Annotated in this window: 20 protein-coding genes and 2 pseudogenes; 13 read left to right on the top strand and 9 right to left on the bottom strand. The window is 72.3% G+C overall.

The window, feature by feature from the left end:
* Window positions 1–2: 2 nt before the first annotated feature.
* From H300_RS26220 to H300_RS26225, 4 genes are all read left to right on the top strand, one after another.
* A complete protein-coding gene (locus tag H300_RS26220) occupies window positions 3–1,913 on the top strand; it encodes an SDR family oxidoreductase (RefSeq protein WP_078515889.1) in 1,911 nt (636 codons plus the stop codon).
* Window positions 1,910–2,962 (top strand): MerR family transcriptional regulator, encoded by a 1,053-nt coding sequence (locus H300_RS0110695; RefSeq protein ID WP_028427422.1) that lies wholly within the window; start codon window positions 1,910–1,912, stop codon window positions 2,960–2,962. The genes H300_RS26220 and H300_RS0110695 overlap by 4 nt, the downstream gene beginning before the upstream one ends.
* A gap of 51 nt (window positions 2,963–3,013) precedes the next feature.
* A complete protein-coding gene (locus H300_RS0110700) occupies window positions 3,014–3,679 on the top strand; it encodes a GrpB family protein (RefSeq protein ID WP_486583696.1) in 666 nt (221 codons plus the stop codon).
* Window positions 3,680–3,779: 100 nt separating this feature from the next.
* The gene (locus H300_RS26225) at window positions 3,780–4,754 is read left to right on the top strand and encodes a magnesium and cobalt transport protein CorA (RefSeq protein WP_051269913.1); all 975 of its coding nucleotides are present in this window, start codon (window positions 3,780–3,782) and stop codon (window positions 4,752–4,754) included.
* Between the two features lie 664 nt (window positions 4,755–5,418).
* On the opposite strand, the gene htpX is transcribed toward H300_RS26225, so the two are convergent.
* Window positions 5,419–6,324 carry a zinc metalloprotease HtpX gene (htpX, locus tag H300_RS0110710; RefSeq protein ID WP_028427424.1) on the bottom strand — a complete coding sequence of 302 codons (906 nt, stop codon included), beginning with the start codon at window positions 6,322–6,324 and terminating at the stop codon, window positions 5,419–5,421.
* 141 nt (window positions 6,325–6,465) lie between these two features.
* Here htpX and H300_RS0110715 point away from each other — a divergent pair, with 141 nt between their 5' ends.
* Complete coding sequence (locus H300_RS0110715; RefSeq protein WP_028427425.1) at window positions 6,466–6,903, top strand: hypothetical protein; 438 nt, start codon at window positions 6,466–6,468, stop codon at window positions 6,901–6,903.
* Window positions 6,904–6,991: 88 nt separating this feature from the next.
* Here H300_RS0110715 and pspAB read toward each other — a convergent pair whose 3' ends face one another.
* Both pspAB and H300_RS0110725 read right to left on the bottom strand, forming a co-directional pair.
* On the bottom strand, window positions 6,992–7,588 hold the full coding sequence (pspAB, locus tag H300_RS0110720) for a PspA-associated protein PspAB (RefSeq protein WP_028427426.1): 597 nt from the start codon (window positions 7,586–7,588) through the stop codon (window positions 6,992–6,994).
* A gap of 1 nt (window position 7,589) precedes the next feature.
* The gene (locus H300_RS0110725; RefSeq protein ID WP_028427427.1) at window positions 7,590–8,495 is read right to left on the bottom strand and encodes an LLM class flavin-dependent oxidoreductase; all 906 of its coding nucleotides are present in this window, start codon (window positions 8,493–8,495) and stop codon (window positions 7,590–7,592) included.
* Window positions 8,496–8,629: 134 nt separating this feature from the next.
* On the opposite strand from H300_RS0110725, the gene H300_RS0110730 reads away from it, so the two are divergent.
* Both H300_RS0110730 and H300_RS30045 read left to right on the top strand, forming a co-directional pair.
* On the top strand, window positions 8,630–8,908 hold the full coding sequence (locus H300_RS0110730) for a calcium-binding protein (protein ID WP_028427428.1): 279 nt from the start codon (window positions 8,630–8,632) through the stop codon (window positions 8,906–8,908).
* Between the two features lie 247 nt (window positions 8,909–9,155).
* Window positions 9,156–9,511, top strand: a pseudogene (locus H300_RS30045) (DNA-binding protein).
* Window positions 9,512–9,565: 54 nt separating this feature from the next.
* Here the strand turns inward: H300_RS30045 and H300_RS26230 are convergent.
* Window positions 9,566–9,808: pseudogene (locus H300_RS26230) on the bottom strand (LLM class flavin-dependent oxidoreductase); the annotation flags it as partial.
* A 170-nt stretch (window positions 9,809–9,978) separates the two neighbouring features.
* On the opposite strand from H300_RS26230, the gene H300_RS0110750 reads away from it, so the two are divergent.
* The 3 genes from H300_RS0110750 (at window position 9,979) to H300_RS0110760 (ending at window position 12,630) form a co-directional block, all read left to right on the top strand.
* On the top strand, window positions 9,979–11,019 hold the full coding sequence (locus H300_RS0110750) for a vWA domain-containing protein (RefSeq protein ID WP_028427431.1): 1,041 nt from the start codon (window positions 9,979–9,981) through the stop codon (window positions 11,017–11,019).
* A gap of 35 nt (window positions 11,020–11,054) precedes the next feature.
* Complete coding sequence (locus H300_RS0110755) at window positions 11,055–11,627, top strand: dihydrofolate reductase family protein (protein WP_028427432.1); 573 nt, start codon at window positions 11,055–11,057, stop codon at window positions 11,625–11,627.
* 151 nt (window positions 11,628–11,778) lie between these two features.
* A complete protein-coding gene (locus H300_RS0110760) occupies window positions 11,779–12,630 on the top strand; it encodes a Cof-type HAD-IIB family hydrolase (RefSeq protein WP_037979881.1) in 852 nt (283 codons plus the stop codon).
* A gap of 68 nt (window positions 12,631–12,698) precedes the next feature.
* Here H300_RS0110760 and cydD read toward each other — a convergent pair whose 3' ends face one another.
* The 4 genes from cydD to hisC form a co-directional block, all read right to left on the bottom strand.
* Window positions 12,699–16,559: a thiol reductant ABC exporter subunit CydD gene (cydD, locus tag H300_RS26235; RefSeq protein ID WP_078515891.1), complete on the bottom strand. Its 3,861-nt coding sequence runs from the start codon at window positions 16,557–16,559 to the stop codon at window positions 12,699–12,701.
* 81 nt (window positions 16,560–16,640) lie between these two features.
* Window positions 16,641–17,675, bottom strand: a complete 1,035-nt coding sequence (gene cydB, locus H300_RS0110770; RefSeq protein WP_028427434.1) for a cytochrome d ubiquinol oxidase subunit II — start codon at window positions 17,673–17,675, stop codon at window positions 16,641–16,643.
* Window positions 17,676–17,693: 18 nt separating this feature from the next.
* On the bottom strand, window positions 17,694–19,232 hold the full coding sequence (locus H300_RS0110775; RefSeq protein ID WP_037979882.1) for a cytochrome ubiquinol oxidase subunit I: 1,539 nt from the start codon (window positions 19,230–19,232) through the stop codon (window positions 17,694–17,696).
* A gap of 372 nt (window positions 19,233–19,604) precedes the next feature.
* A complete protein-coding gene (gene hisC, locus H300_RS0110780; RefSeq protein ID WP_028427436.1) occupies window positions 19,605–20,684 on the bottom strand; it encodes a histidinol-phosphate transaminase in 1,080 nt (359 codons plus the stop codon).
* 390 nt (window positions 20,685–21,074) lie between these two features.
* Between hisC and H300_RS0110785 the strand changes: the two genes are divergently transcribed.
* The 3 genes from H300_RS0110785 (at window position 21,075) to H300_RS0110795 (ending at window position 24,683) form a co-directional block, all read left to right on the top strand.
* On the top strand, window positions 21,075–22,184 hold the full coding sequence (locus H300_RS0110785; protein WP_028427437.1) for a LacI family DNA-binding transcriptional regulator: 1,110 nt from the start codon (window positions 21,075–21,077) through the stop codon (window positions 22,182–22,184).
* 184 nt (window positions 22,185–22,368) lie between these two features.
* Complete coding sequence (locus H300_RS0110790) at window positions 22,369–23,400, top strand: metallophosphoesterase family protein (protein ID WP_078515892.1); 1,032 nt, start codon at window positions 22,369–22,371, stop codon at window positions 23,398–23,400.
* A gap of 419 nt (window positions 23,401–23,819) precedes the next feature.
* Entirely contained in the window at window positions 23,820–24,683 is an 864-nt protein-coding gene (locus tag H300_RS0110795; RefSeq protein WP_028427439.1) for a hypothetical protein, read from the top strand.
* A 73-nt stretch (window positions 24,684–24,756) separates the two neighbouring features.
* Here the strand turns inward: H300_RS0110795 and thiC are convergent, their stop codons facing one another.
* Window positions 24,757–26,532 (bottom strand): phosphomethylpyrimidine synthase ThiC, encoded by a 1,776-nt coding sequence (thiC, locus tag H300_RS0110800; protein ID WP_028427440.1) that lies wholly within the window; start codon window positions 26,530–26,532, stop codon window positions 24,757–24,759.
* Window positions 26,533–26,691: the final 159 nt, after the last annotated feature.

Raw genomic sequence — 26,691 nt, forward strand, 5'->3', positions numbered from 1 at the left:
GTATGCACGAGCAGGGGAGGCGCGGGAGCAGCTCGGGCGGGGCCGGGGAGAGTTCCGGCGGGGGTGCGGGTGGGGGCACGAGTGGTTCGCCGCCCGAGGCGACGCGCGAGCGCTGGGTGGAGGCCCCGGACGGCGTCCGGCTCCGGGTGGCCGAGGCCGGCGATCCGGCCTCCCCCACTGTCCTCCTGGTGCACGGCTACCCCGACTCCAAGGAGGTGTGGTGGCCGGTCGCCACCCGCCTCCAGGACGCCGGTCTCCACGTCGTGCTCTACGACGTCCGCGGTTGCGGGAAGTCCGACGCCCCCGCGCCGCTCCGCGGCGGCTTCACCCTGGAGAAGCTCACCGACGACTTCCTCGCGGTCGCCGACGCCGTCAGCCCGGACGCTCCGGTGCATCTCGTCGGCCACGACTGGGGCTCGGTCCAGGGCTGGGAGTTCGCCACCCTCGCGCGCACCGAGGGGCGGATCGCGACCTTCACCTCCCTCTCCGGCCCCTCCCTCGACCACCTCGGCCACTGGATCGCCCGGCGCACCTCACGCCCCACCCCCCGGCACCTCGCCCAACTCCTCCGGCAGGGAGCCAAGTCCTGGTACATCGCAGCACTCCGGGTACCGGGGCTTCCCGAACTCGCCTGGCGCGGCCCGCTGGGCCGGCACTGGCCGACCCTCGTCCGCCGCATCGAGGGCACCCCGGACGACGGCTACCCCACGGCCTCCCTCCCCGAGGACGCCGCGCACGGCGCCTGGCTCTACCGCGACAACGTCCGGGCCCGGCTGGCCCGTCCGCGCACCGACCCGTACGCCCACGCGCCGGTGCTGCTCGTCACCCCGCTGAACGACGCCTTCCTCCTCCCGGCCCTCTCGGAGGGGCTGGAGCAGTGGGTGCCGCGGCTCACCCGGCGCTCGCTGCCCGCCAAACACTGGGTACCGCGCACCCGGCCCACCCTGCTCGCCTCGTGGATCGCCGACTTCGTCCGCGCCCACGAGCCCACCGCGACCGACGGCGAACCGGCGGAACGCGGCGTCCTCGCCACCGGGCCGCGCGCGGAGCGGTTCGGCGGGCGGCTCGTCGTGGTGACCGGCGCGGCCGGTGGCATCGGCCGGGCGGTGGCGCTGGCGTTCGCCGCAGCGGGCGCCCGGGTGGTGGCCGTCGACCGAGATCCGGCCGGCGCCGCCCGGACGGCCGCACTTGCCAGGAGCCGCGGCGCGGCCCGGGCCCGCGCCGAGGCGGTGGACGTCACCGACGCCGGGGCGATGGAGCGTCTCGCCGAGCGGGTCGCCGCCAACGACGGCGTACCGGACGTGCTCGTCAACAACGCCGGTGTCGGCCTCGCCGGCCCCTTCCTGGAGACCACCACCGAGGACTGGCAGCGGGTGCTCGACGTCAACCTCTGGGGGGTGATCCACGGCTGCCGGCTGTTCGGACGGCAGATGGCCGACCGCGGCGAGGGCGGACACGTGGTGAACATCGCTTCCGCCGCCGCGTTCCAGCCCTCGCTCGCGCTTCCGGCCTACAGCACCTCCAAGGCCGCGGTGCTGATGCTGAGCGAGTGCCTGCGCGCCGAGTTCGCCGGTCACCGCGTCGGCGTCTCGGCGGTCTGCCCGGGGCCGGTGAACACCCGGATCACCTCCACCGCGCGGTTCGTCGGCGTCGACGCGGCCACCGAGCAGCGGCAGCGGCACCGGGTGGCGCGGCTCTACCGGCTGCGCAACTCCCGACCGGAGAGGGCGGCGGACTCGGTACTGCGGGCCGTCGTGCAGAACCGGGCCGTGGTGACAGTCACCCCGGAGGCCCGCGCCGTCCGGGTGCTGGGCCGCTGGGCACCCGGCCCCCTGCGGGCGCGCCTCGCCCGGATCAGGCCTCCCCTGGGGCAGGGGGCTGGTCCGGGAACCCGAGGACGGAGGGCACCGTGACGGCCGCGTACCGCATCGAGGACCTGGCACGCCTCAGCGGCACCACCGTCCGCACCATCCGCGCCTACCAGGACCGCGGGCTGCTGCCGAAGCCGACCCGGCGCGGCCGGGCCAACATCTACGACGAGACCCACCTGGTCCGTCTGCGGCAGACTGCCGACCTGCTGGAGCGCGGCTACGGCCTGGCGAGCATCGGGGAACTGCTGGACGCCTGGGACACCGGACGCGGCCTGAGCGGAGTGTTGGGCCTGGTGGCAGAGGTGGACGGACCGTGGACGGACGAGTCGCCGGAGCGGCTGACCCGTGCGGAACTGGACTCCCGCTTCGGCGGCCACCCGGACGACGACGCCGTCACCGAGGCCGTCGCACTGCACATCCTCGTCCCGGTGCCGGAGCACCCGGACACCTACCTGGTTCCGAGCCCGCAGGAACTGGCGGTGGTGGTGGAGTTGTACACCGCCGGCGTCCCGCTGGCGGCCCTCACCGCGCAGTTGCGCGAACTCCGCTCCAGAGTCGAGGAGATAGCGGGCAGCCTGCTGGACTTCACCACAGAGCACGTCTTCGCGCGGTACGGGGTCGACGATCCCTCCGACGCGGACCCGGACGAGGCCGCCGGGATGGTCCGCAAGCTCCGCCCGCTGACCCGGCACACCGTCGACGCCGAACTCGCCCGCGCGATGCGGCCCCTGGTCACCCGGCACCTGCGTCACCGGCTGCACACCACCATACCCGGAGGCCGGGCCCCGCACGGCAGTCCGTCCGCGGAAGCCCCGGCGCCGGGGCGCCACCCCGCGGACCCCGAGGCGGACGGCTCGGGTCGTGCGGGAAGCAGCCCCAGCACCGCCGGCAGGCCCGTACCAGAGCGGGGACCAAGAGCCGCTCCCGCATCGGGAGAGGGCACCGGGACACCGGTGACCCTCCCCGAGGAGACGGTGCGGGCGGTCCGTGGTCTGGTTGGAGCGGAGGCGACAGCCGCCTTCATCGCCGCGGCGGCCGAGCGCGAGGTACGGGCCCGCAGAATGGACCGGCTCACTCCGGAGGCCCGCTGACCGGGCTGACCGGGCCGACCGAGAGGAGAACACATGCCGGAGGAGCAACCCGTGGAAGCGTCCCGAGCCGAGGAGTCCCGATCCGCACCGGAGGGGCGGGCTGCGCAGGCGCCGTCTGCACAGCCGTCGCGAGGGCCCTCGACACCCGCGCAGATCAAGGCCGCCCATGTCGCCGGAGCGCCCCGGCTCAACGGTCGGGTGGAGCTGGCCGAGCCCGACCCCACCTGGCCCGAGTCCTACGCCCGGGAGGCACAGCGGATCGGACGGGCACTCGGGCCGGAACCGTTCGGGATCGAGCACGTGGGATCGACCTCCGTGCCGGGCCTGCCGGCCAAGCCCATCCTCGACATCCTGCTCACCGTGCCGGATCCTGCCGAGGAACCCCGGTACGTCCCCGCGCTGGGGAATGCCGGATACGCGCTCGTCATCCGCGAACCGCACTGGTACGAGCACCGAATGCTGCGCCGTCCCGGTGCCGCCCCGGCCGTGAACCTGCACGTCCTGCCGGCCGGGTCCGCGGAGGTCGCCCGCATGCGCGCGTTCCGCGACCGGCTGCGCTCCGACCCGGCGGACCGGGACCAGTACGCCCGTACCAAGCGCGTGCTGGCCCGGCGGAGATGGGCGTACCTGCAGAACTACGCCGACGCCAAGACCGAAGTCGTCGAGGAGATCCTGGCGCGGGCCGGAAGCCCTCGCCCTGAGGCCGGATCAGAGTAGTCCCGAAGATGCCGCCCGGGCCGCGGGGTGCCGGGCATTCGGGCCGGACAGCGGGTCGGGCGGGATTGCGCGGACGCCCTGCTGCCGTGATCATGGTGCGATGCAGGGCTATCTCGCGCTCCGCGGCGACCAGCGGCTCACCGAGGTCTCCCCGGGCGAAGTACTGGCCCGGATCGACGACCTCCCCGAGGGCTCCCTGGCGTGGCTGCACCTGCACGAACCCACCGCGGAAGAACTCGCGCCGGTGGCGCGAGCGCTGGACCTGCCACCGCTCGCCACTGAGGACGCCCTGCACGCGCACCAGCGGGCGAAGTACGAGCGCTACGGAGAGCTGATCTTCTTCGTGCTGCGCACCCTCCGCTACACCTCCCGCACCCGGGACGTCGAAAGCGGTGAGCTGCTGCTGTTCGTGCAGTCCCGCTGGCTGGTGACGGTGCAGCATGGGCCCAGCGATGCCACCGAGACGGCCTGTGCCCGGATGTCCGAGCAGCCGGGTCTGCTGACGTTCGGCTCCTACGGCCTCGGCTACGCGATCGCCGACGCCGTGGTCGACACCTACGGCCGGATCATCACCCAGGTCTCCGCCGACCTGGAGAAGCTGGAACGCGCCGTCTTCACCCCCGAGCGGGTCGACCACACCCGTGAGATCTACTCCTTCAAGCGGGAGATCCTGGAGTTCCGAAGCGCGGTGCTCCCCCTCGTACCGGTCGCGAAGGAACTGGTCTCCCCCCGGCCGCCCGCCCAGCTCCCCGAGGAGCTCGACGCCTACCTACGGGACGTCGCGGACCACGTGCTCCGCGTGGCCGGCGAGGTGCGCTCGGCCGAGGAGCTGACTGACTCGGTGCTCAACGCCCACAGCACCCAGGCCGGCATCTGGCAGAACGAGGACATGCGGAAGATCTCCGCCTGGGCGGCGATCATCGCCGCTCCCACCATGATCGCCGGGGTCTACGGCATGAACTTCGCTCACATGCCGGAACTGCACTGGACCTTCGGGTACCCGGTGGCCGTCGCGGTGATGGCCCTCGCCTGCCTGCTGCTGTACCGCGCCTTCCGCCGCAACGGCTGGCTCTGACCGCACAAGGAACCGGCGGCAGCGCGGCATCATGTCCGGATGGACGCCCACCGCACCGCCCGGAGTGCCGCGCCGGCCCCCGTGCGGGAACTGGACGAACCGCTGCTCGCCCAGCTGCTCCTGACCGCTGTGCGGGACACCGACCCGGCCGAGGTCATGCCGCCCGTGCCCGGTCCGCCCGGGCTGGACGCCGCAGCACCGGGAGGCGTTCCTGCGCTTCCACCGGGAGCGCTCGCTGTCGGATCGGCCGGTGGAGTGCACCTTCGCGGTGCTGGCGGCGGGCTCGGTGGCGGGAGTGGCACGGCTGGAGCCGCTCGCGAGCGAGGCGGGCACGGTGACGGTCGGGTGTGGCTGGGACGCTCCTTCCGCGGTCGGGGCCTCGGCGCGGAGGTGCTGGCGGCTCTGCTCGCTGCCGCACGGGCCCGGGGGCCCGGTGCTTGCTGGCCTCCACCACGCGCGGCAACCGGGGTGCGTGCCGACTGCTGGACGCGCTCGGCGCGGTGTGGGAGCGGACGGAAGGGGAAGAGGTCACCGCCCGGCTGCCCTCGGCCTCCGCTGACCCCGGTCCGCCACTCCCGCCGCCGGTCTGCCCTCGCCCGGCACGGGGACGGCCCGGCGGGCGCCCACGTACGGAGCGCCGGAGCCCTCGGCCGCCCTGCCCGGCTCAGAGCCGGCCCAGCTCCCGGGAGATCCGGCCGAGCTGGTCGAGCCGCTGCTCCAGGGTGGGGTGCGAGGACAGCAACCGTCCGAGGGAGGCCCGTCCCGAGAACGCGGGGGCGAAGAAGAAGGCGTTGAACGGCTCGGCCTGCCGCAGGTCCCGCGTCGGTATCCGGCCCATCTCGCCGGTGATCTTGGTCAGGGCGGCGGCGAGGTGGGACGGTTTGCCCGTCAGCAGCGCCGCGCCCCGGTCCGCCGAGAGCTCCCGGTAGCGGGAGAGCAAGCGGGTCAGCAGGTAGCTGAGGGCGTAGACGACGATACTGACCAGCGGCACCACGAGCGCGATGATCGCGGTGTTGCTGTTCCGGCCTCCCCCGCGCGTCATGCCGCTCCAGAGCGCCACCCGGGTGACGGTGCCCGCCAGCACTCCCAGGAACGACGCGAAGGTCATCACCGCCATGTCCCGGTGGGCCACGTGCGACAGCTCGTGCGCCAGCACGCCCTCCAGCTCCTTTGGGTCCAGTCGGCGGAGGAGCCCGGTGGTGGCGCAGACCAGCGCCTTCTTCTGGCTGCGCCCGGTGGCGAAGGCGTTGGGCACGTCGGTCTGAGCGACGGCCACCCGGGGTTTCGGCATGTCCGCGAGCGCGCACAGCCGGTCGATCGCGCCGTGGAGTTCGGGCGCCTCCTGCGGCGTGACCTCGCGGGCCCCCATGCTGTAGGCGGCGATGCGGTCGCTGAACCAGAACTGGGCGACGAACAGACCGCCGGTGAGCAGCAGGATGAGCGGCCAGGCACCCTCGAAGAGGGTGATCAGCACACCCATCAACGCGACGTAGAGCAGTCCGATCAGGAACATCGTGGTGACCATGCGACCGGTGAGGCCGCGGTCCGGTGCGTAGCGCGTGCGTGCCATCTCTCTCAGCCTCCTGACGTCCTGCGGGAGGACGGCGTCCTTTCCGTCCGCAGTCTCCGCTGCCGCCGTTCGGCGCGGTGACGCCCTCTGGTCCGGACTGTACGCCTTGTCCCGTTTGAGCGGCGTCAGTACGATCCCCGGATGACCAGCACGGAGTCCGTGGTCACGGCCGTCCGGGCCGTGGCCGCCGAATACGGCCACGAAGCGCGGGTGACGCACGACATCGGCGCCGACCAGGTGTCCCGGCGCACCGCCGCGCCGATGGGTACGGCCGTCGACCCGGACGGTTCCCTGCCACACGAGGCGTTCCTGGAGATCGGGACCGCCCCCCGCCTGGAGCTGACCGTGTACCCGGACGGTGACGCCGCAGCGGTCGTCGAGGGGGTGGAGTTCCCGGACCTGGCGGCCGAGGAGGTGCCCGCCTTCGTCCGGGCCCTCTACGAGGGCGGCGCCCACGTCCGCAGCCGTCGCTTCCCGCCCGGCCGGTGGCTCGTGGTGCCGGTGCCCGGGGGCCGGGAGCACCGCGAGCCGGTGCTCTTCCCGCTGCTGAGTCCCTGGCTGAGCAGCCGGGTCCGTTGAGCGCCGCGTAGGCGGCCCCGCCCGGCGGGCGCGGTGGGCCCGGCGCGGCGCGCACGGAGCCGTGCGCACGGAGGGAGCCGCACGCGGGTCACAGGCCGGGGGCGCCCCAGACGGGGAACCAGCGGCCGAGGTCCTCCTCGACGGGGAGGTCGCCGGCGAGGAGCCCGCGCATCCGCAGTTCCAGCGCAGTGTCCCGCTGCGGCCCGCCCGGGGCACCGGCACCCGGCGCTCCCGCACCCGAGGCGCCCGTCTTCGGCGCGAACGGGTAGAAGGTGCCGCGCTTGTACAGGTACACCAGTGCCAGCGCCTGCCCGCTGCCGTCCCGGAAGCCGACCAGCGAGCAGAGCAGTTGCGGACCGAATCCACCGTGCTTGAGCGAGGTGTTCACCGCGTGCAGGTCGTTCACGAGAGCGGCCAAGTCCTCGGGGGCGTGCCGGCAGACCACCCAGGTGTAGCCGAACGAGTCCTGGCTGAACTCGGCGTCACCCAGGAGCTGCCCGACCTCCTCCCGCAAGCGGTCGAAGGCACCGCCCTCGACGCCAGCGAAGCAGACCGAGCCGAGGCCGGTGGGGGCGAACCCGCCGCCCGCCTGGAGCGTGACGGCGGCGGAGGGCAGCGCGAACAACCGTTCGAGGTCGGGGCGGGCCGGCTTGCGTCGGCCGAACAGGGCGTCCAGGAAGCCCAAGTCAGATCCCCCGCCGCAGTTGCGAGACGCCGTCCGTCGCGATGGCCTCGAAGACCTTCGGATCCGCCTCGAAGGGGGTGCCGGGCAGCGGCCAGTGCAGCACCAGTTCGTCGATGCCGAGCACCTTGTGCGCCCCGGCGAAGTCCACGAAGGCGTCCACCGAGTCCATCAGCCGGTCCGGGGTGAAGCCGGTGAGCATCACCTTGGACAGTTCCGCCGGATCCCGCCCCTCCCGCTCGCAGGTCGCGGCCAGCCGGTCGAGCTGCTCCCGGACCGCGTTCCGGGCCTGCGCCTCGGTGCCCGCGCTGCCCGAGGCGGGGTCACCGATGGTCACCCACGCCTGACCGTGCCGGGCGGCCAGCCGCATCCCGCGCGGACCGGTGGCGGCCACCGCGAACGGCACCCGCGGGCGCTGCACGCAGCCGGGAATGTTGCGCACCTCGTGCGCCGCGTAGTGCGCGCCCTCGTACGTGGTGGCGTCCTCGGTCAGCAGGCGGTCCAGCAGCGGTACGAACTCGCCGAACCGGTCGGCGCGCTCCTTCGGCGTCCAGGGCCGCTCCTGGCTCCCGTGCAGCGCGGTGGCGTCGAACCCGCTGCCGCCTGCCCCGATGCCCAGCGTGACGCGCCCACCGGAGATGTCGTCCAGCGAGATCAGTTCCTTGGCCAGGGTGACCGGATGCCGGAAGTTCGGGGAGGTCACGAGCGTGCCCAAACGCATACTCTGCGTCACCGTCGCGGCGCCTGTGAGCGTCGGGATCGCGCCGAACCATGGCCCGTCGCGGAAGCTCCGCCAGGAGAGATGGTCGTAGGTGTAGGCGGCGTGGAAGCCGAGTTCTTCAGCCCGCCGCCAGATCTTCTGTCCCTCGCTCCACCGGTGGATGGGGAGGATCACGGTGCTCAGACGCATGGCCCCGACGATACGCGGGCTTCCCGCTGCCACGGATATGCCGGCGGCGCAGGTTCGGGAAGCTGTGCCAGTGTCGAGGCGGGGGTCGCTATCCTGACGTCGTGAGCACGTAGGGTAGGACCGATTGTGAGGCCATGATCGAAGAGGCGACGGTAGACGCCTACGGCGAGGACGAGCAGCGGACCGGTCTGTTCACCATGCTTGAGGAGCACCTCGATGTGCCCTTCACCACCGCAGTTCTCGGCGTCGAGGTGACCGTGCGCGGTGTCGGCCTCACGCCCGACGGCACGATCGTCGCCCTGTGCTCGCGTGGCCGTGTCCGGCAGCCGATCGACAACCTGGACCTGCCGTTGCCCAGCCCGGCACCCGAGGGAGCTGAGCGGGTCGAGGCATACCGCCACTGGGCCGGTTGAGGCCGGACACCTTTCACTTCACGCGGAACGGGTTCGTGCGAGAGGGCTGAACGTGGCTGAGGCAGTACAGGGCGCGCGTCAGGGTGCCGCGGAGCCGTCGCTGACCGATCTCACCGAGAGCAGTGCCGAGTTGACGGGTGAGCTGGTCGCCTTCGCTCAGAGTGCCCGCTTCGACCGCTGGTTGACGCCCCTCCTGCTGGAGGCGGCTGTGCCTGAGCGACTGCTGGACGAGGGTGAGGCGATCCGGATCACCGACCACTCCCCTTCACCCTGCAGTACCGCCTACCGGACGGTGATCCGGTCCTTCCATTCGATGGCGGCCGATCTCGTGGTCTGCTCCAACACCATCGTGGAAGTCATGCACGCTCGGGTGAACACGGTCCGGCTGAACTGGGGGTCAAGGTCGAAGCGGTCACCGAGCAAGCGGTCAGAACCGCCGCCGGGCTGCTGACAGAGGTCGGCCTGCACGGCCACAAGTACGCGGTCGATGCCACCGTCGCCGAGCTGGCGCTCCGCCAGCCGGGCCCGGTGGCGATGCTCACCTCGGACGTCGACGACATGGCCAAGCTGTGCGGTGGCCGCGTCCGACTCATCGCGCTCTGATCCGCTTCGGTCGGGACCAAGCGGTCCGATGTACGTGTTCGCAGATCAGGCCGCGATAGGCGAACGAGGCTTGACTGAGGTGACCAGCGTGCCCAGCCGCATCCCGGAGATGGCCGCCGCGGCGGCGGTCAGCGTCGGCACAGCCCCGAACCAGGGCCCCTCGCGGAAGGGGACCCGCCAGGAGAGGTGGTCGTGGGTGTAGCTGGTGTGGAACCCCAGCTCCTCGGCCCGGGTCCACCGCTCCCGGCCCCCGTCGTGCCGACGCTGGACGGGAAGGATCACGGTACTCGGACGCATGGGTCCGGCGATACGCGGCTTCCCCGCGGCCGCCGACCTGCCGCCGCGGCCCGCCCCGTCCGCCCGGAGCCGGGGGTGGCGAGGCCTCCCGGCGGCTCTGCGGGCCGGGGCCGATTGTCAGTGGCGGCTGAGACGGTAAGGGCACCGAGTCGGAACGAGGGGGAGCTGCCATGTCCGGTACGCAGAACTACATCAACCACGTCGCTCTCGTACTGGACGCCAGTTCGTCCATGTCACACCTGAGCCGCAAGGTCGTGGACGTCGCCGACCAGCAGATCGCCCATCTCGCCCGCCGGTCGAGAGAACTGGACCAGGAGACCCGCGTCACGGTGTACGTCTTCGCGGACCGGGTCGAGTGCGCCGTCTACGACAAGGACGTGCTGCGGATGCCCTCGCTGAAGCAGCTCTATCGTGCCGGGGGCATGACCTCTCTGCTGGCGGCCGCGTTGCAGTCCCAGCGGGAGCTGGCGCAGACCGCCCAGCTCTACGGCGACCACAGCTTCCTCACGTTCGTCCTCACCGACGGGCAGGAGAACGCGAGCCACCGCTGCCCGAACGCCCCCTCCACGGATCGGCGTGAGCTGGTCGAGGCCGTGAGCGCGATGTTCGAGACGCAGCAGGACAACTGGACGCTGGCTGTGCTCGTGCCCGACCAGTCGGGCACGAGCGAGGCCATGGTGTGCGGTTTCCCGAAGGACAACATCGCCATCTGGGACGCCACGAGCACCCAGGGCCTGGAGGAGGCCGGGCAGGTCATCCGGGAGGCCACCGAGAAGTTCATGGTGGGCCGCGCCCAGGGCATCCGCGGGTCGCGTGCGGTGTTCTCCGCAGGTGCGGAGGCGGTCAACAAGGACACTGTCAGGGCGGCCGGCCTCGCCTCGGTGAACACCTCGGACTACCAGCTCATACCGGTGGACCGGAACACGGCGATCCGTGAGTGGGTCGTCGCGTGCGGGCACACCTACCGAACCGGCGGCGCGTTCTACCAGCTGAGCAAGTCGGAGAAGATCCAGGCGCGGAAGCGGATCGCGGTACTGGAGAAGAAGACCGACCGGGTGTACACAGGCCCCGAGGCCCGAGCCCTGCTCCGCCTGCCGGACGACGACGTGCGTGTCAAGCCGGACCGGAACGACGAGTTCACGATCTTCGTGCAGAGCACCAGCGTGAACCGGAAGCTCGTCCCGAACACACGACTGCTCCTCATGCACTGATGCCGAGGAACCGCACGCGAGAAACCGAGGACCCCATGCGTACCCTCATCAGCACCGCCTTCCTCTCGCTCGACGGCGTGGTGGAGGCACCAGGCGGCGAGCCCGGATACCGCAACGCCGGATGGACCTTCCAAGACGTCGAGTTCCTCCCCGCGGCGTTCGCCCTCAAGGATCGTGAGCAGCGGGAAGCCACCGCGATGCTGATGGGCCGCACCAGCTACGAGGCCTTCAGCCCGGTGTGGCCCGGCATGGAGGACTTCGCCGGCTACCGGACGATGCCGAAGTACGTCGTCTCGACCACCCTCACCGAGGGCGGACTGGTGTCAAACTGGGGCGAGACGACGATCCTGCGCGCGCTCGACGACGTCGCCGCGCTCAAGGAGACCGAGGGCGGCCCGATCATCATCCACGGCAGTGCCTCACTGAACCGCTCCCTCTCGGACGCCGGCCTGATCGACCGCTACCACCTGCTCGTCTTCCCGCTCCTGCTCGGCGCGGGCAAGCGGCTCTTCAGCACCACGGACAGGGACACCCGGAAGCTGCGCCTCGTCGAGCACGAGGTCTACGCCAACGGCCTGCAGATGAACGTCCTCGACGTCGTCCGCTGACCGGGACGGCGCGTCCGCACCCGCCCGCCGCCACGGCCCGCGGCAAGGTCCCCGCACCGGGATGCCTGCCCGGCGGTTCCGGGCGGCTGCCGCGCTCCGGGTAGCTCATTCGGGCACCCTCCCGCACGCCTGTGCGCGCGGATGCGCAAGGATGGCGTCCGTGACTGACGCCCCCGCCCCCCGCCGCCGTCCGCGACTGATCGCCACCGACCTGGACGGGACGCTCCTCCACGACAACAAGACCGTCTCCGCGCGCACGGTCGCGGCGCTGGCCGCGGCCGAGGCGGCGGGCGTCGAGGTCTTCTTCGTCACCGGCCGCCCCGCGCGCTGGATGGACGTCGTCAGCGTCCACGTGCACGGGCACGGGCTGGCGATCTGCGCCAACGGCGCCGCCGTCGTGGACCTGCACCGCGGCGGTGAGATCGTCCGGGTGCGCGACCTGCCGAGGAGCGCCGCACTGTCCGTCGTCGCCGCCCTGCGGGAGGCGGCGGCAGGCGTCAGCTTCGCCGTGGAACGCACCGGCGGCATCCACTACGAGCCGGACTACCCGCCGTTCTTCGAGGACCCCGGGTCCGTCATCGCCCCGGTCGGCAAGCTGCTGGCCGGGGACTCGATCTTCGCCGACCAGCCGGTGCTCAAGCTGCTCGCCCAGCACGGCGCGCTCGACCCGGACCTCTTCCTCACGATGGCCCGGGAGGCCGCAGGCGACTCGGCCTCCTTCACCCGCTCCAGCCCGACGGCGCTGCTGGAGGTCAGCGGCGCCGGCGTGAGCAAGGCGAGCACCCTGGAGCTCTGCTGCGCCGAACGCGGTATCGCCGCGTCGGAGGTGGTTGCCTTCGGCGACATGCCCAACGACCTGGAGATGCTCACCTGGGCCGGCACCTCGTACGCGATGGCCAACGCCCACCCGGCCGTCCTCGCCGCCACCACCGACCGCACCGTCACCAACAACGAGGACGGGGTCGCGGTCGTCATCGAGCGGCTGCTCGCCGACCGGGACTGAGCCCCGGACGCGTCCGCCCGGCTTGCGACAGCCCCGGTGGGCCCGACCGCGGTGTCGCGCGGTCGGCCTCAGCGACCCCCCTCGGACGGCACAGCCGCGGTGGCGAGCGGGCGGACCTCGGGCGGGGGGAGGGCGCCGCAGGGGTCGGGTGCGGCGGGCCCGGAGGAGTCCAGGGCATCGGCCGCGCGTTCCCGCGCGACCATCTCCCGCAGCGGCCCGTCCTCGGCGGCGAGCCGGTGGAAGGGCCCGCGCTGGACCACCCGCCCCCCGTCCAGCACAAGCACCTCGTCCACCGCTTCCAGTCCGGCCATCCGGTGGGTGATCAGCAGCCCGGCGCGGCCCTCCGTCGCGGCCAGCAGGTCGGCGGTGAGCGCGTCGGCCGTGGCCAGGTCCAGGTGCTCGGCTGGTTCGTCCAGTACGAGCACCGGGAAGTCGGCGAGCAGCGCCCGGGCCAGTGCCAGCCGCTGCCGCTGCCCGCCGGAGAGCCGCGCACCGTGCTCGCCGATCGCGGTGTCCAGCCCTGCGGGCAGGGCCTCCGCCCAGTCCAGCAGTCGGGCGGCGGCCAGGGCGGAGCGCAGTTCCTCCTCGTCGGCCCCGGTCCGGGCGAGGCGCAGGTTCTCCCGCAGGGTGCTGTCGAAGAGGTGCGCGTCCTGGGCGCAAAGGCCCACGCTGCGGCGCACCGTGTCGCCGTCCAGTGCGCACGCGTCGGCGCCACCGAGGGTGTAGCCGCCGGACTCCGGATCGAGGAACCGCAGCAGGGCCAGTGCCAGGGTGGTCTTGCCCGAACCGGAGGGGCCGACGACCGCGACCCGGCGGCCCGCGTCGAGCCGCAGGTCGATCCCGGCGAGCGCGGGACGCCGCTGACCGGAGTGGCGCACCGTCAGCCCGGCGAGCCGGAGCGGAAAGGGGCTCTCCGGCACGGAGGCGGAACGCACCGGCTCCCGGACGGGATCGGGGGCGTCCAGCACCTCGTGGATACGCTCGGCGCTGCGCCCGACCCGCTGCCGGTGCTGCACGGCGAGTGGCAGGCCGAGCACCGACTCGAAAGCGGCCAGCGGGGTGAGCACCACCACGGCGAGCCAGACGCCGGGGAGTTGGCCCTCGTGCACGGCCCGCACCCCGAACAGGGCGGCGGCGGCCACCGTGAGCCCGGTGGCGAGCGCGGTCAGCCCGCCGGCGAGTGCGGTGACGGCCGCGGATCGGGCGGCGATCCCGGTGAGCGCGGAGTCGGCCGTACGCAGGGCGTGCAGTCTGCCGGGCAGCGCACCGGCGACCGTCAGCTCCCCTGTGCCGGTCAGCAGGTCCACCGTCCGCGTCGAGAGGACACCCCGGGCCGGGGCGAGCTGCCGCTCGGTGCGGCGGGAGAGGATCCCGGTGAGGAGGGGCACCCCGGCCCCGGCGGCCAGCAGTCCGAGAGCCAGTGCGGCGCCCGCGGCGGGTACCAGCCAGCCGGTGAAGGCGACCGAGGCGACGGCCACCAGCGCGGCGGAGCTGACTGGGAGCAACCACCGCAGGAAGTGGTCCTGGAGGGTGTCGACGTCTCCGACGAGCCGGGCCAGCAGGTCACCGCGGCGGGCCTGCCGCAGCCCCGCGGGCGTCAGTCGCTCCAGCCGCCGGAACACGGTGACCCGCAGTTCGCCCAGGACCCGCAACACGGCGTCGTGCGAGACCAGCCGCTCGGTGTACCGGAAGACGGCTCGGCCAATGCCGAAGGCCCTGGTGGCGGTGACCGCCACCATCAGATACAGGACCGGGGGCTGTTCGGAGGCCCGGGAAATCAACCAGCCGGAGACCGCGAGCAGTCCGACGGAACTGGCCGTGGCCAGGGCGCCCAGCACCGCGCCCAGCGCGAAGCGGCGGCGCAGCCCGTGCCCTGCGGCCCGGAGGCGGGCGGACGTGCCGCGGTCGACACCCTCCCCGCCGCCGGCCCGGTCCGCGGACACCACCGCGCTCCCGGCGTCCGGTCCGTCGGTTCCGGGCCCTCCGCGGGCGTCGGTACCGGTGTCGGTATCAGGGGCAGGGTCGGTACCGGTACCGGTACCGAAGTCGATGAACAGGTCGGCCCTCGCGGCGGGGCGGCCGTAGGCCGGCGGGGCCTGCGCGTGCGCCACGGAGAGTCCCGCGGCGCGCGGGGCCTGCCCCGGCAGCCCCGGACGGCTGCCGTCGGCAAGGTCGGCGGCGCCAGCGGGAACGGCGAGGTCGGCGAAGGCACCAGCGGGCGCGCTGAGGTGGGCGGGGGCGCCGGTGCGCCCGGGGCCCGGGAGGCGCACCACCCGGTCCGCGACGGCCAGCAGCGCGGGGCGGTGCACGGCCAGCAGGACGGTCCGGCCGCGGACGAGCCGGGCGACGGCCTCGACGACGGCCGCCTCGGTCGCGCCGTCCAGCGAGGCCGTCGGTTCGTCCAGCAGCAGCACCGGACGGTCGGCCAGGAAGGCCCGGGCCAGCGCGACGCGTCGGCGCTGGCCCGCCGACAGGCCGCCGCCGTCCTCGCCGAGCGGGGCCACCGGGTCGATGTCCGCGCCTCCGGCGTCCGCGAGCGCCCGCGCCACTCGGGCGTCGTCGGCGTCCGGACTGGTCAGCCGGACGTTGTCCGCGACAGTGCCGGCGAAGAGGTGCGGATGCTGCGGCACCCAGGCCACCTTCCGGTGCCACTCGTCCGGCGGGAGTGCGGCGAGGTCGGTCCCGTCCACCGTGATCCGGCCGCTCGTGGGCCGGCGGAACCCCAGCAGGGCGGCGAGCAGGGTGGACTTGCCGGCACCGGAGGGGCCGACGAGTGCCACCGTCTCGCCCGGGCTCAGGGCCAGCGTGGTGGAGGGCAGCGAGGGAGCGGTGCGCCCGGGGTGCCGTACGACCAGCTCCTCCACCCGAATCCCGGGCGCCGCGCTGCAGGCACGCTGCGCCCGGCCGTCCGGGGCGTCGCCCGCGGACGCGTCGGCCCGGCTCGCCGGTGGTCCCGCGCCCGGGGCCGCCGGGAGCGGGGTTTCGAGGACGGCGAAGACCTCCTCGGCGGCGGAGAGCCCTTCGGCGGCGGCGTGGTACTGGGCGCCGACCTGGCGGAGCGGGAGGTAGGCCTCGGGGGCCAGGATCAGCACCACCAGGCCGGTGCGGAGGTCGAGTTCGCCGTGTACCAGCCGCATGCCGACACCCACCGCGACCAGGGCCACGGAGATCGTGGCAAGCAGTTCGAGGGCGAACGAGGAGAGGAACGCCAGGCGCAGGGTGCGCAGGGTGGCCCGGCGGTAGTCGCCGGTCACCGCCCTGATGCTCTCGGCCTGCGCCTTGGCCCGTCCGAAGACCTTCAGCGTGGGCAGCCCGGCCACCACGTCCAGGAAATGGTGCGAGAGCCGGGACAGCTGGTGCCACTGCCGGTCCATGTGCGCCTGGGTGGCCAGGCCGATCAGGACCATGAACAGCGGGATGAGCGGCAGGGTGACAACGATCGTCAGTGCGGCGATCCAGTCCGAGAACACGATCCTGGCGAGGACGGCGAGCGGCACCATCGCCGCCAGGCCGAGTTGCGGCAGGTAGCGCGCGAAGTAGTCGTCGAGCGCGTCGATGCCGCGGGTGGCCAGCGCGGTCAGCTCCCCGGTGCGGCGCTCGGACAGCCAGGCCGGCCCGAGTGCCGTGGCGTGCGCCAGCAGGCGGGTGCGCAGCTGGGACTTCACGGCCGCGCTGGAGCGGTGCGCGGCCAGCTCGGTGAGCCAGGCGACGAGAGCCCGTCCCAGCGCGACCGCCACCAGCCACAGCAGTGACGTACGCAGTTCCGCCGCCGACGCGCCCTGCTGGAAGGCGCGCACCACGACCTCGGCGAGGAGCACGGCCTGGCCGATGACCAGGCCCGCCCCGGCGAGTCCGAGCGCGACGGCGGCGAGCAGGAAGAGCCGCGTCGTGCGGGCGTGGCGCAGCAGGCGCGGGTCGACGGGTCGCATACGGGCCTCCCGGAACGGTGGCGGTGGTGGTGGTTCCTGGCGGACTGTCGCGCAGGCGGTGCGGACGCGCGGGTCCGCGGCTCAGATGCCGGCGGAAGCGGGCGGGGCGGGGGCGGCCTCGGCGCCCTGGATGTGCTGGGTACCGATCCGCTTGCGGAAGACCCAGTACGTCCACCCCTGGTAGAGCAGCACCACCGGAGTGGCGAGCGCGGCGCACCAGGTCATGATCGTCAGCGTGTACGGGGTCGAGGCGGCGTTGCTGACCGTCAGGCTCCACTCCTCGTTCAGCGAGGAGGGCATGACGTCCGGGAAGAGCGCCAGGAACAGGGTCGCCACCGTGGCGGCGACGGCGACGCCGGAGTGGAGGAAGGCCCAGCCCTCGCGTCCGCGGGTGTTGGCCGCCAGCGCCACGAGCAGGGAGACCACCGCGACCAGCAGGGACGCCAGGCTCGCGGCGTCCCCTGTGGCGGCCTGGGTCCAGCCGAGGAAGGCCGCGGCGAGCACGGCTGTGAGCAGACCGAGCCGGCCCGCGAGCCGACGGGCCCTGGCCCTGATGTCACCGACCGTCTTCAGCGCGACGAAGACCGCGCCGTGGAAGGTGAACAGCGCCAGGGTGACGAGGCCGCCCAGCAGGGCGTGCGGCGCGAGCAGGTCCAGCAGGTTGCCCGCGTACTCCTTGTCCGGGCCGATTCGCACCCCGTGCACGATGTTGGCGAAGGCCACGCCCCAGAGGAAGGCCGGCAGCAGCGAGCACCAGAAGATGGCCCGCTCCCAGTTGTGCTGCCACTGTTCCTCGGGCCGCTTGGACCGGTACTCGAAGGCGAGTCCGCGCAGGATCAGGCACACGAGGATGAGCAGCAGCGGCAGGTAGAACCCGGAGAAGAGGGTGGCGTACCAGTCGGGGAAGGCGGCGAAGGTCGCACCGCCCGCGGTGAGCAGCCAGACCTCGTTCCCGTCCCAGACCGGGCCGATGGTGTTGACCAGGACCCGGCGCTCGGTGCGGTTCCGGGCGAGCAGTCTGGTCAGGACGCCGACGCCGAAGTCGAAGCCCTCCAGGAAGAAGTAGCCGGTCCACAGGACGCCGATGAGGACGAACCAGGCGGTGTGCAGTTCCATCATGCGCTCCTCAGCTGCTCAGTAGGAGAAGGCCATCGGTCGGTCGGGGTTGCTGCGGTCGCCGCCGACCCTGGTCGGCGGGTTCAGGTCGGCCTCGGTCAGTTCCGGTGGACCGGCCTTGACGTACTTCGCCAGCAGCTTGACCTCGACGACCGCGAGCGCCGCGTAGAGCAGGGTGAACACCGTCATCGAGGTGATGACCTCGAACTGCGAGACGCTCGGGGAGACCGCTGAGGCGGTGGGCAGCACTCCGTAGACGACCCAGGGCTGCCGCCCCATCTCGGTGAAGATCCAGCCCCAGCCGTTGGCGATCAGGGGGAAGGCCAGCGTCAGGACGGACAGTCGCCAGTACCAGCCGGTGAGCAGCGGGCCGAGCAGCCTGCCACGGGTGAGCACGAGGCGGGGGACGGCCCCCTCGTCGGCCGCGGCGGCACGGTGCTCCCCGCTCAGCCACAGCCGGCGCCGGGTGAGCCACAGCCCGACGGCACCGAGGGCGACCGAGGTCATGCCGAAGCCGATCATCCAGCGGAACGCCCAGTAGGTGACCGGGATGTTGGGGCGGTAGTCGTCGAGACCGAAGCGGTCGCCGTAGCGCTCCCGCAACTGCTCCTGGGTGTCGTTGATGCCGGGGACGGGCTCGGTGAAGTTGTCGTGGGCGAGGAAGGACAGCAGGCCGGGCACCTCGATCGCGACCTTGTTGTGCCCCTCGTCCACGTCGCCGTAGGCGAAGAGCGAGAACGGAGCGGGCCCCTCCGTCTCCCAGAGGGCCTCGGCCGCAGCCATCTTCATGGGCTGCTGCTCGTACATGATCTTGGCAAGCCGGTCGCCGCTGACCGCCGTCAGGAGCCCGGCGGTGACGAGGGTGATCAGGCCCAGCCGCAGCGAGCCACGCATGACCGGGACGTGCCGGCCGCGCCTCAGGTGCCAGGCGGAGACGCCGACCACGAAGGCGGCGCCGGTGAGGAAGGCGGCCGTGAGGGTGTGGAAGAACTGGGCGAGCGCAGTGTTCTGGGTGAGCACCTGGACGAAGTCGGTCAGTTCCGCGCGGCCCGCCTCCTCGTTGATGCGGTACCCGACCGGGTGCTGCATCCAGGAGTTGGCCGCCAGGATGAAGTACGCGGAGAGCACGGTGCCGATCGCGACCATCCAGATGCAGGCGAGGTGGATGCGCTGCGGCAGCTTGTCCCAGCCGAAGATCCACAGTCCGATGAAGGTGGATTCGAAGAAGAAGGCGATCAGCGCCTCGAAGGCCAGCGGGGCGCCGAAGACGTCACCGACGAACCGGGAGTAGTCGGACCAGTTCATCCCGAACTGGAACTCCTGGAGGATGCCGGTGACCACGCCCATGGCGATGTTGATCAGGAAGAGCTTGCCCCAGAACTTGGTCGCCCCGAGGTACTTCCGCTTCCCGGTCCGGACCCAGGCGGTCTGCAGGCCGGCGACGAGCGAGGCCAGCGAGATCGTCAGGGGTACGAAGAGGAAGTGGTAGACGGTGGTGATGCCGAACTGCCACCGCGCCAGGGTCTCCGGCGCCAGTGCGAGGTCTACGGAACCCACGTCGCTTCTCTCCTTCAGCTCGCCGTGGTGACTGCCGCGTCCGCCGTGCCCGCCGCCGGCTGACCGGCTGACCGGTCGGCGTTCGGCTCCCCGGACCGGCGGCAGCGACTCGGAGGACGGAAGCCGTCGGACCGTGCACGGCAGACATGCTCGTGATTACTTTCACAAGCTTTTGTGAAAGCGTTCACAAGCGATTCCATTATGCCCCACTCCCCGGCACCGGATACCCGGGGGTCCGATTTCCGGTTTGTCCGTCCGGCGCCGCATGCTTTCAGCCCCGTCCGTGCCGGGCCGCGTTCCGGCCCCTCCTGAACACGACGCGCGCCCCCGGCCCGGGGAGGTCGGGGGCGCGCGGCCGGACGAGTCTGCCGCTCAGAGTTCCTTGCGGAACTCCGCGGCAGTGCGCAGGAACAGGTCGTTGGCCGCGACCTCGCCGATCGTCACCCGGGTCCCCTCCTCGGGGAACGGCCGCACGACGACCCCGGCGCGCTCGGCGGCAGCCGCGAAGTCGCCGGTGCGCTCGCCGAGCCGCAGCCACACGAAGTTGGACTGCGAGACCGGCACCGGCCACCCCTGGGCGACCAGTTCACGCGAGACCCGGGCACGCTCCGCCACCAGCGCCTCCACCCGCTCCAGCAGGGCCTCCTCGCTCCGCAGCGAGGCCACCGCCGCGTCCTGGGCGAGCTGGCTCACCCCGAAGGGGACAGCCGTCTTGCGCAGCGCCGCCGCCACCGGCTCGTGCGCCACCGCGAAGCCCACCCGGAGCCCGGCAAGGCCGTAGGCCTTCGAGAAGGTGCGCAGCACGCAGACGTTCGGCCGGTCCCGGTAGAGATCCAGGCCGTCGGGGACGTCCTCGTCCCGGACGAACTCGCGGTAGGCCTCGTCGAGCACCACCAGGACGTCCCGGGGCACCCGGTCGAGGAAGCGTTCCAGTGCGGCCCGGCCGAGGGCGGCACCCGTCGGGTTGTTCGGATTGCAGACGAAAACGAGTCGGGTCCGCTCGGTGACGGCGTCCGCCATCGCGTCCAGGTCGTGCTCCTCCGACGCGGTGAGCGGCACCTCGACCGCGGTCGCCCCGGAGATGCGGGTGATGATCGGGTAGGCCTCGAACGAGCGCCAGGCGTAGACGACCTCGTCTCCCGGCCCGGCGGTCGCCTGAAGCAGTTGCTGCGCGACGCCCACCGACCCGGTGCCGGTGGCCAGGTGCGCGACCGGCACGCGGAAGCGGTCGGCCAGGGCGGCCACCAGACCGGTGCACGCCATGTCCGGGTACCGGTTGAAGGACGCGGCCGAGCCCACCACGGACTCCAGCACGCCCGGCAGCGGCGGGTAGGGGTTCTCGTTGGAAGACAGCTTGTAGGAGACGGCGCCGCCCTCTGCGGCGGGGCGTCCGGGCCGGTAGGCCGGTACGGCGTCGAGCGCCGCCCGCAGCCTCGGGGTCTCGTCGGTCATCGCTGTCCTCCTCGACAGACATCGGCCGGCACCGCGGCCTCCGCGCGCCGTTCACCCGCTCGGGCCACGGCCGATCAGCATCGCTGCTCACCTTAGAAGGAATCCGCCGCGGAGCGTACTGCCAGAGCCCGGGGGCGCGCGATGGGCTGCCCGCGCTGGTGGCGAACTCCCTGGCGCGCGTCACTCGTGCAGGTGAGTTGAGACCTCTTCGAAACATCAACCGAACCACGGGCGCAACCCGGGGTTCACCCGTAATGATCATGAATTCACCCGTCAACGCCCATGTCATCGAAGGCAATTAACGCTAAATGATCTTGCAGAATCGTGACTTCCGCACCTCTGCGGAACGGTCGTCGCGCCCCCTCCGCTCAGCCCTACTATCGGCTCGCCATGACAGCAGCAGGGAAGCACCAGGTGAGCCGGTCCACCGGCCGCCGGCTGGGACGAGCAGGCATCCGCGATGTCGCCGCCGCCGCCGGCGTCTCGATCACGACCGTGTCCGACGCACTCAATGGCAAGGGGAGGCTGCCGGACGCCACCCGACGCCACGTCCGAGAAGTCGCCGACCGGCTCGGCTACCGCCCCTCGGCAGCCGCCCGGACACTCCGCACCGGCAAATCCGGCCTGATCGGCCTCACCGTCACGACCTACGGCGAAGAACCGTTCACCTTCACCGAGTTCGCCTACTTCGCCGAGATGGTCCGCGCGGCCACCTCCGCCGCGCTCGCCCGCGGATACGCGCTGGTGATCCTGCCCGCCCCGGCCCGGCACAGCACCATCGACGCCTGGTCCAACGTCGCCCTCGACGGCACCGTGGTCATCGACCCGGCCGACCACGACCCCGTCGTCACCGAACTCGTCCGGCAGGGCATCCCCGTCGTCTCGGACGGCCGCCCGGCCGCCAGCCTTCCGGTCACTGCCTGGGTGGACAACGACCACGAGGCAGCGGTCACCGGGCTCCTGGACCACCTCGCCGAGTCCGGCGCCCGCCGGATCGGGCTACTCACCGGCACCAGCACGGACACGTACACCCGCCTGTCCACCACGGCCTACCTCACCTGGTGCGAGCGGGTCGGTCAGGAACCGATCTACGAGGCCTACCCGGCGCACGACCCGTGCGCCGGGGCCGTCGCCGCAGACCGGCTCCTTGCCCGCCCGGACCGCCCGGACGCCGTCTACGGCCTCTTCGACCCCAACGGCACCGACCTGCTCGCCGCCGCCCGGCGGTACGGCCTGCGGGTCCCCGAGGACCTCCTGCTCGTGTGCTGCAGCGAATCCACCGTCTACGCGGCCACCGAACCGCCCGTCACCACGCTCTCCCTCAAACCGAGGCGGATCGGGACGGCCGTTATCCAGTTGCTCATCGACGCCATCGAAGGGCTCGACAACGGCCGCATGATCCAGCAGGTGATGCCGACCGACCTGATCGTCCGCACCTCGTCCCAGCGACGCAACCCCCGGACCACCGTCAGCGCACCACGCGCACCCGCAACGGACTGACGTCGCACGGTGCCCCCGGCAGACCCGGAGAATTCAGCGGAAATTCACTCCGCACCGGACCCTCGCAGCAATTGCCACCCCCAGGTGCGTCACAAGCGTCGATCAGCGTTCCTATGATGGGCGAACGGCACCGGGCCCGGCGTGCGACCAGGGCATCGTCCGGCAGGTGCACAGGCGGCGCACAGTGGTGGAGGGGTCGATGACTCAGGGGGCCGGTCAGGGACCCGGTATGGGGCAGAGCACAGAGAGGGCAGGTGCACCGCGCGTGCCCGATCCCGGCCCGCCCCATCCCGACGACGCGTACACCCCGACCCAGCGTGACCTCCCGGTGATCGGCCGGGAGACGCCCGTCGCGGTGGCCGACCCGGCCACCGTGACGGATGCGCCCACCGGACCGCTGTACGTCGTCGGGGACGTCCACGGCTACCTTGACGAGCTGCGCGCCGCACTGCGCGAGACCGGCCTCATCGACGCCGAGGACCACTGGATCGCCGGCACCGCCCGGCTCTGGTTCCTCGGTGATTTCACCGACCGCGGCCCCGACGGCATCGGCGTCATCGACCTCGTCATGCAGCTCTCCGCCGAGGCGGCCGCCGCAGGGGGATACTGCAAGGCCCTGATGGGTAACCACGAGCTGCTGCTGATCGGCGCGAAGCGCTTCGCCGACACCCCCATCAGCTCCGGGGCCGGAACCGCCTCCTTCCAGGCCGCCTGGCTGCTCAACGGCGGCCAGCGCACCGACATGGAGCGCCTCCAGGAGCACCACCTGCGGTGGATGACGCGGCTGGACGCCATGACCCTCGCCGACGACCACCTCCTGGTGCACTCCGACACCACCGCCTACCTCGACTACGGCACCAGCATCGCCGCCGTGAACGACGCGATCACCGAAGCGCTGGAGCGCCGGGACGCGGACGAGACCTGGGAGCTGTTCCGGAAGTTCACCAAACGCTTCGCCTTCCGCGACGAGGGCGGCAGCCGGACGGCCGCGGAACTGCTGGACACCTACGGCGGCGGCCGCATCGTGCACGGCCACAGTCCCATCCCGTACCTGCTCGGCGAGGCCCCGACCGGCGACGAGAGCGGCACGGACGGCGCCAGCGCCGTCCAGGTGAGCGGCCCCCACCTCTACGCCGACGGACTCGCCGTGGGCATGGACGGCGGCGTGACGATGGCCGGCCGGCTGCTCGTCGCCCGGCTCCCACTCCCCGACTGATCGCCCCGCGCCGGGGCGGGGCGCCCGCCCCCGCACGGCGCCGCCCGCCCCGCCGGAGCGGACCCGCCCGGCATCGTCGCCCGCCCCGGGCCACCGGTGGCCCGGGGCGGGCGACGATGCGACACGCCCGGGACCACCGCCCCCGCCGCAATGGCTTGATCATGTCGTCCGCGGCACCGGAAACCGACCCGCGGAGCCGCCGCACCGCCGCCACCTGTGCACCTGCGCGAGCAATTTCCTCAAACACCCTGTCACCGCACGCCGCGGGCGCTCTACCATCGGTCCTGCCGCAAGCGAGCCTCTCCTCCCTACCGACCTCTCAGCCGCCCGGCCCCCATCCCCGCAGGAGGGACTCCGCCCAGGCCCCACCGATCGTCGGCACTCGGCCGGCGCGCCTCGGCCCGAAGGAGCATCGGGGGATGTACATGAACAGCGCTCCGCATCTGCGCATCGAGGACCGACCCGAGTTCGAGCGGGTCCTCGACGAAGCACTGCGCACCGCGTCCCGACGTCCGGAGCTGGCCGCGCTGGGGAGACGCCTCAGCAACGAGCAGTTGCGCGACATGGCCATCAGCGCCTCGAACGCGATCAGCGCCTGCGCCGCGGTCGAGTACCAGCACTTCGTCGCGCTGCGCGAGCGGCTGCGTCGGCCGGAGCAGAACGGCACCTCCGCCGCGAGCGGCGGCGGGGGCCTCGCCGGCGGAATCACCGAACCCGGCGGCGCCGGTCTCTTCGCCGTTCTGACGGTCCTGGCGCCGGTGCTGGCCGGCACCGCGGCAGTGATCTTCCTGGCCGTCGGTTACGGCCTCGGCGTCGTCTCGCCCGAGCCGTCCCTCGCGGCGCCGATGCGGAGCGTCGGCTGGGTCTTCGCCGCGCTCACCGCCGGGGGCCTGCTGCTCGCCAGTGGCGGCCTCCTCGTCACCGCCCTGCGCAACTCCTCCAGTTCCATCCGCCCGGGAGCCGCGGGCCTCGCCCCAGACGCCCGCACCGAGGAGATGTGCCACGCCCGGGAGGCCTGGCGGGAGGCCCTGCTGGAACGCGGCATCGTGCCGTTCCTGCGCGACTCCCTGGACGCCTCACCCGAACCGGAACCCACCTCGTCCGCGGGGGTCCGCACCTCCGAGGAGGACCGCGAGGGACGGACGCCGCGGCTGGGCTACTCGCACCCCGGCTTCTCCAGTCCGGCAGGGGAGGACCCCGACCACCACGGTCCCCGGCCGAGGTACTCCAGCCCGGACTTCTCCAGCCCCGACTACGGCGGCCCCGAGCACCCGTCCCACTAACGGCGCCGCCCCGACCGCCGACCGGCCGGTCGGGGCGCCCGGCCGCGGTACCCGGCACGCCCCGACCTGCGGCTCAGTCCGCCAGCGGCAGGTAGACGCGGTTGCCCGCCTCCGCGAACTCCCGCGACTTCTCCAGCATCCCGGCCTCGATCTCCTTCGGGGTGGCGTCCGCCTCTCCGCCGAACTCGTCCATGATGCTTCTACTGATCTTCATCGAGCAGAACTTGGGACCGCACATGGAGCAGAAGTGCGCGGTCTTGGCGGGTTCGGCCGGGAGGGTCTCGTCGTGGAACTCCCGGGCGGTGTCCGGGTCCAGCGCCAGGTTGAACTGGTCCTCCCAACGGAACTCGAAGCGGGCGTCGGAGAGCGCGTCGTCCCATTCCTGGGCGCCGGGATGGCCCTTCGCCAGGTCGGCGGCGTGCGCGGCGATCTTGTAGGTGATCACTCCGGTCTTGACGTCGTCGCGGTTCGGCAGCCCCAGGTGCTCCTTCGGGGTGACGTAGCACAGCATCGCGGTGCCCCACCAGGCGATCATCGCCGCACCGATGCCTGAGGTGATGTGGTCGTACGCGGGCGCGATGTCGGTGGTCAGCGGCCCGAGGGTGTAGAACGGCGCCTCCTCGCAGATCTCCTGCTGGCGGTCGACGTTCTCCTTGATCTTGTGCATCGGAACGTGTCCCGGGCCCTCGACCATGGTCTGCACGTCGTGCGCCTTGGCGATTCGGTTGAGCTCGCCCAGGGTCTCCAGTTCGGCGAACTGGGCCTCGTCGTTGGCGTCGGCGATCGACCCGGGGCGCAGGCCGTCACCGAGCGAGAAGGTGATGTCGTAGGAGGCGAGGATCTCGCAGAGCTCCTCGAAGTGGGTGTAGAGGAAGCTCTCCCGGTGGTGGGCCAGGCACCAGGCGGCCATGATCGAGCCGCCGCGGGAGACGATGCCGGTCTTCCGGCGGGCCGTCAGCGGGACGTACCGCAGCAGGACCCCCGCGTGCACCGTCATGTAGTCGACGCCCTGCTCGGCCTGCTCGACGACGGTGTCCCGGTAGACCTCCCAGCTCAGCTCCTCCGCTCGGCCCTCCACCTTCTCCAACGCCTGGTAGAGCGGCACGGTGCCGATCGGCACGGGCGAGTTGCGCAGCACCCACTCGCGGGTGGTGTGGATGTTGCGGCCGGTGGAGAGGTCCATGACGGTGTCGGCGCCCCAACGGGTCGCCCAGGTCATCTTGTCCACCTCCTCCTCGATGGAGGAGGTCACGGCGGAGTTGCCGATGTTGGCGTTCACCTTCACCAGGAAGTTCTTGCCGATGATCATCGGCTCGGTCTCCGGGTGGTTGACGTTCGCGGGCAGCACCGCGCGCCCGGCGGCGATCTCGTCCCGGACGAACTCCGGCGCCCGGTTCTCGCGGATGCCGACGTACTCCATCTCCGGGGTGATCTCGCCCCGCTTGGCGCGAGCGAGTTGCGAGACGGCGGTGCCGCCGCGTCCGCGCCGCGGCACCCGGGGCCGGCCGGGGAAGACTGCGTCGAGGTTGTGCAACCCGCCGCGCGGCGAGGTGTGCTTGATCCCGTCGTCCTCCGGCCGCGGGGCGCGGCCCGCGTACTCCTCGGTGTCCCCCCTGCTGATGATCCAGTTCTTCCGCAGCGGAGCCAGTCCGCGGCGCACGTCGTTGTCGATCTCGGGGTCGGTGTACGGGCCGGACGTGTCGTACAGCGTCACGTCGCGGCCGTTGGTGAGGTGCACCCGGCGGACGGCGACCCGGATGTCCGGTCGCGACCCGCTCACGTATCCCTTGTGCCAGCCGAGCATGTCCGGCTCGGCCCCTTCGGGCATGCGTGCATCCTGCATGGTCATGAGACCCACTCCCTACGCCGGCATTACCCGGTACCAGGTTCGGCGGTCGACGCAGCCCTCTCCGTGATCGATACGGAGGTCAGCGCCCTCTCAGCCCCGTGCTCGGAGCTCCCGCGATGTGCAAAACCACCGCCACGCTAGCGGTTCGTCGCTGGGCAG

It is taken from the genome of Streptomyces sp. TAA040, from assembly GCF_000424845.1.

Bases quoted from the DNA above. Each gene is read 5' to 3' on its own strand.
- H300_RS0110760 (WP_037979881.1), top strand. From the start codon at position 11,779: ATGGCGTCCGTGACTGACGCCCCCGCCCCCCGCCGCCGTCCGCGACTG.
- H300_RS0110725 (WP_028427427.1), bottom strand. From the start codon at position 8,495: ATGCGTCTGAGCACCGTGATCCTCCCCATCCACCGGTGGAGCGAGGGA.
- H300_RS0110715 (WP_028427425.1), top strand. From the start codon at position 6,466: ATGACCAGCACGGAGTCCGTGGTCACGGCCGTCCGGGCCGTGGCCGCC.
- H300_RS0110785 (WP_028427437.1), top strand. From the start codon at position 21,075: ATGACAGCAGCAGGGAAGCACCAGGTGAGCCGGTCCACCGGCCGCCGG.
- htpX (WP_028427424.1), bottom strand. From the start codon at position 6,324: ATGGCACGCACGCGCTACGCACCGGACCGCGGCCTCACCGGTCGCATG.
- H300_RS0110795 (WP_028427439.1), top strand. From the start codon at position 23,820: ATGTACATGAACAGCGCTCCGCATCTGCGCATCGAGGACCGACCCGAG.
- H300_RS0110750 (WP_028427431.1), top strand. From the start codon at position 9,979: ATGTCCGGTACGCAGAACTACATCAACCACGTCGCTCTCGTACTGGAC.
- H300_RS26225 (WP_051269913.1), top strand. From the start codon at position 3,780: ATGCAGGGCTATCTCGCGCTCCGCGGCGACCAGCGGCTCACCGAGGTC.
- cydB (WP_028427434.1), bottom strand. From the start codon at position 17,675: ATGGAACTGCACACCGCCTGGTTCGTCCTCATCGGCGTCCTGTGGACC.
- cydD (WP_078515891.1), bottom strand. From the start codon at position 16,559: ATGCGACCCGTCGACCCGCGCCTGCTGCGCCACGCCCGCACGACGCGG.
- H300_RS26220 (WP_078515889.1), top strand. From the start codon at position 3: ATGCACGAGCAGGGGAGGCGCGGGAGCAGCTCGGGCGGGGCCGGGGAG.
- thiC (WP_028427440.1), bottom strand. From the start codon at position 26,532: ATGACCATGCAGGATGCACGCATGCCCGAAGGGGCCGAGCCGGACATG.
- H300_RS0110730 (WP_028427428.1), top strand. From the start codon at position 8,630: ATGATCGAAGAGGCGACGGTAGACGCCTACGGCGAGGACGAGCAGCGG.
- H300_RS0110755 (WP_028427432.1), top strand. From the start codon at position 11,055: ATGCGTACCCTCATCAGCACCGCCTTCCTCTCGCTCGACGGCGTGGTG.
- hisC (WP_028427436.1), bottom strand. From the start codon at position 20,684: ATGACCGACGAGACCCCGAGGCTGCGGGCGGCGCTCGACGCCGTACCG.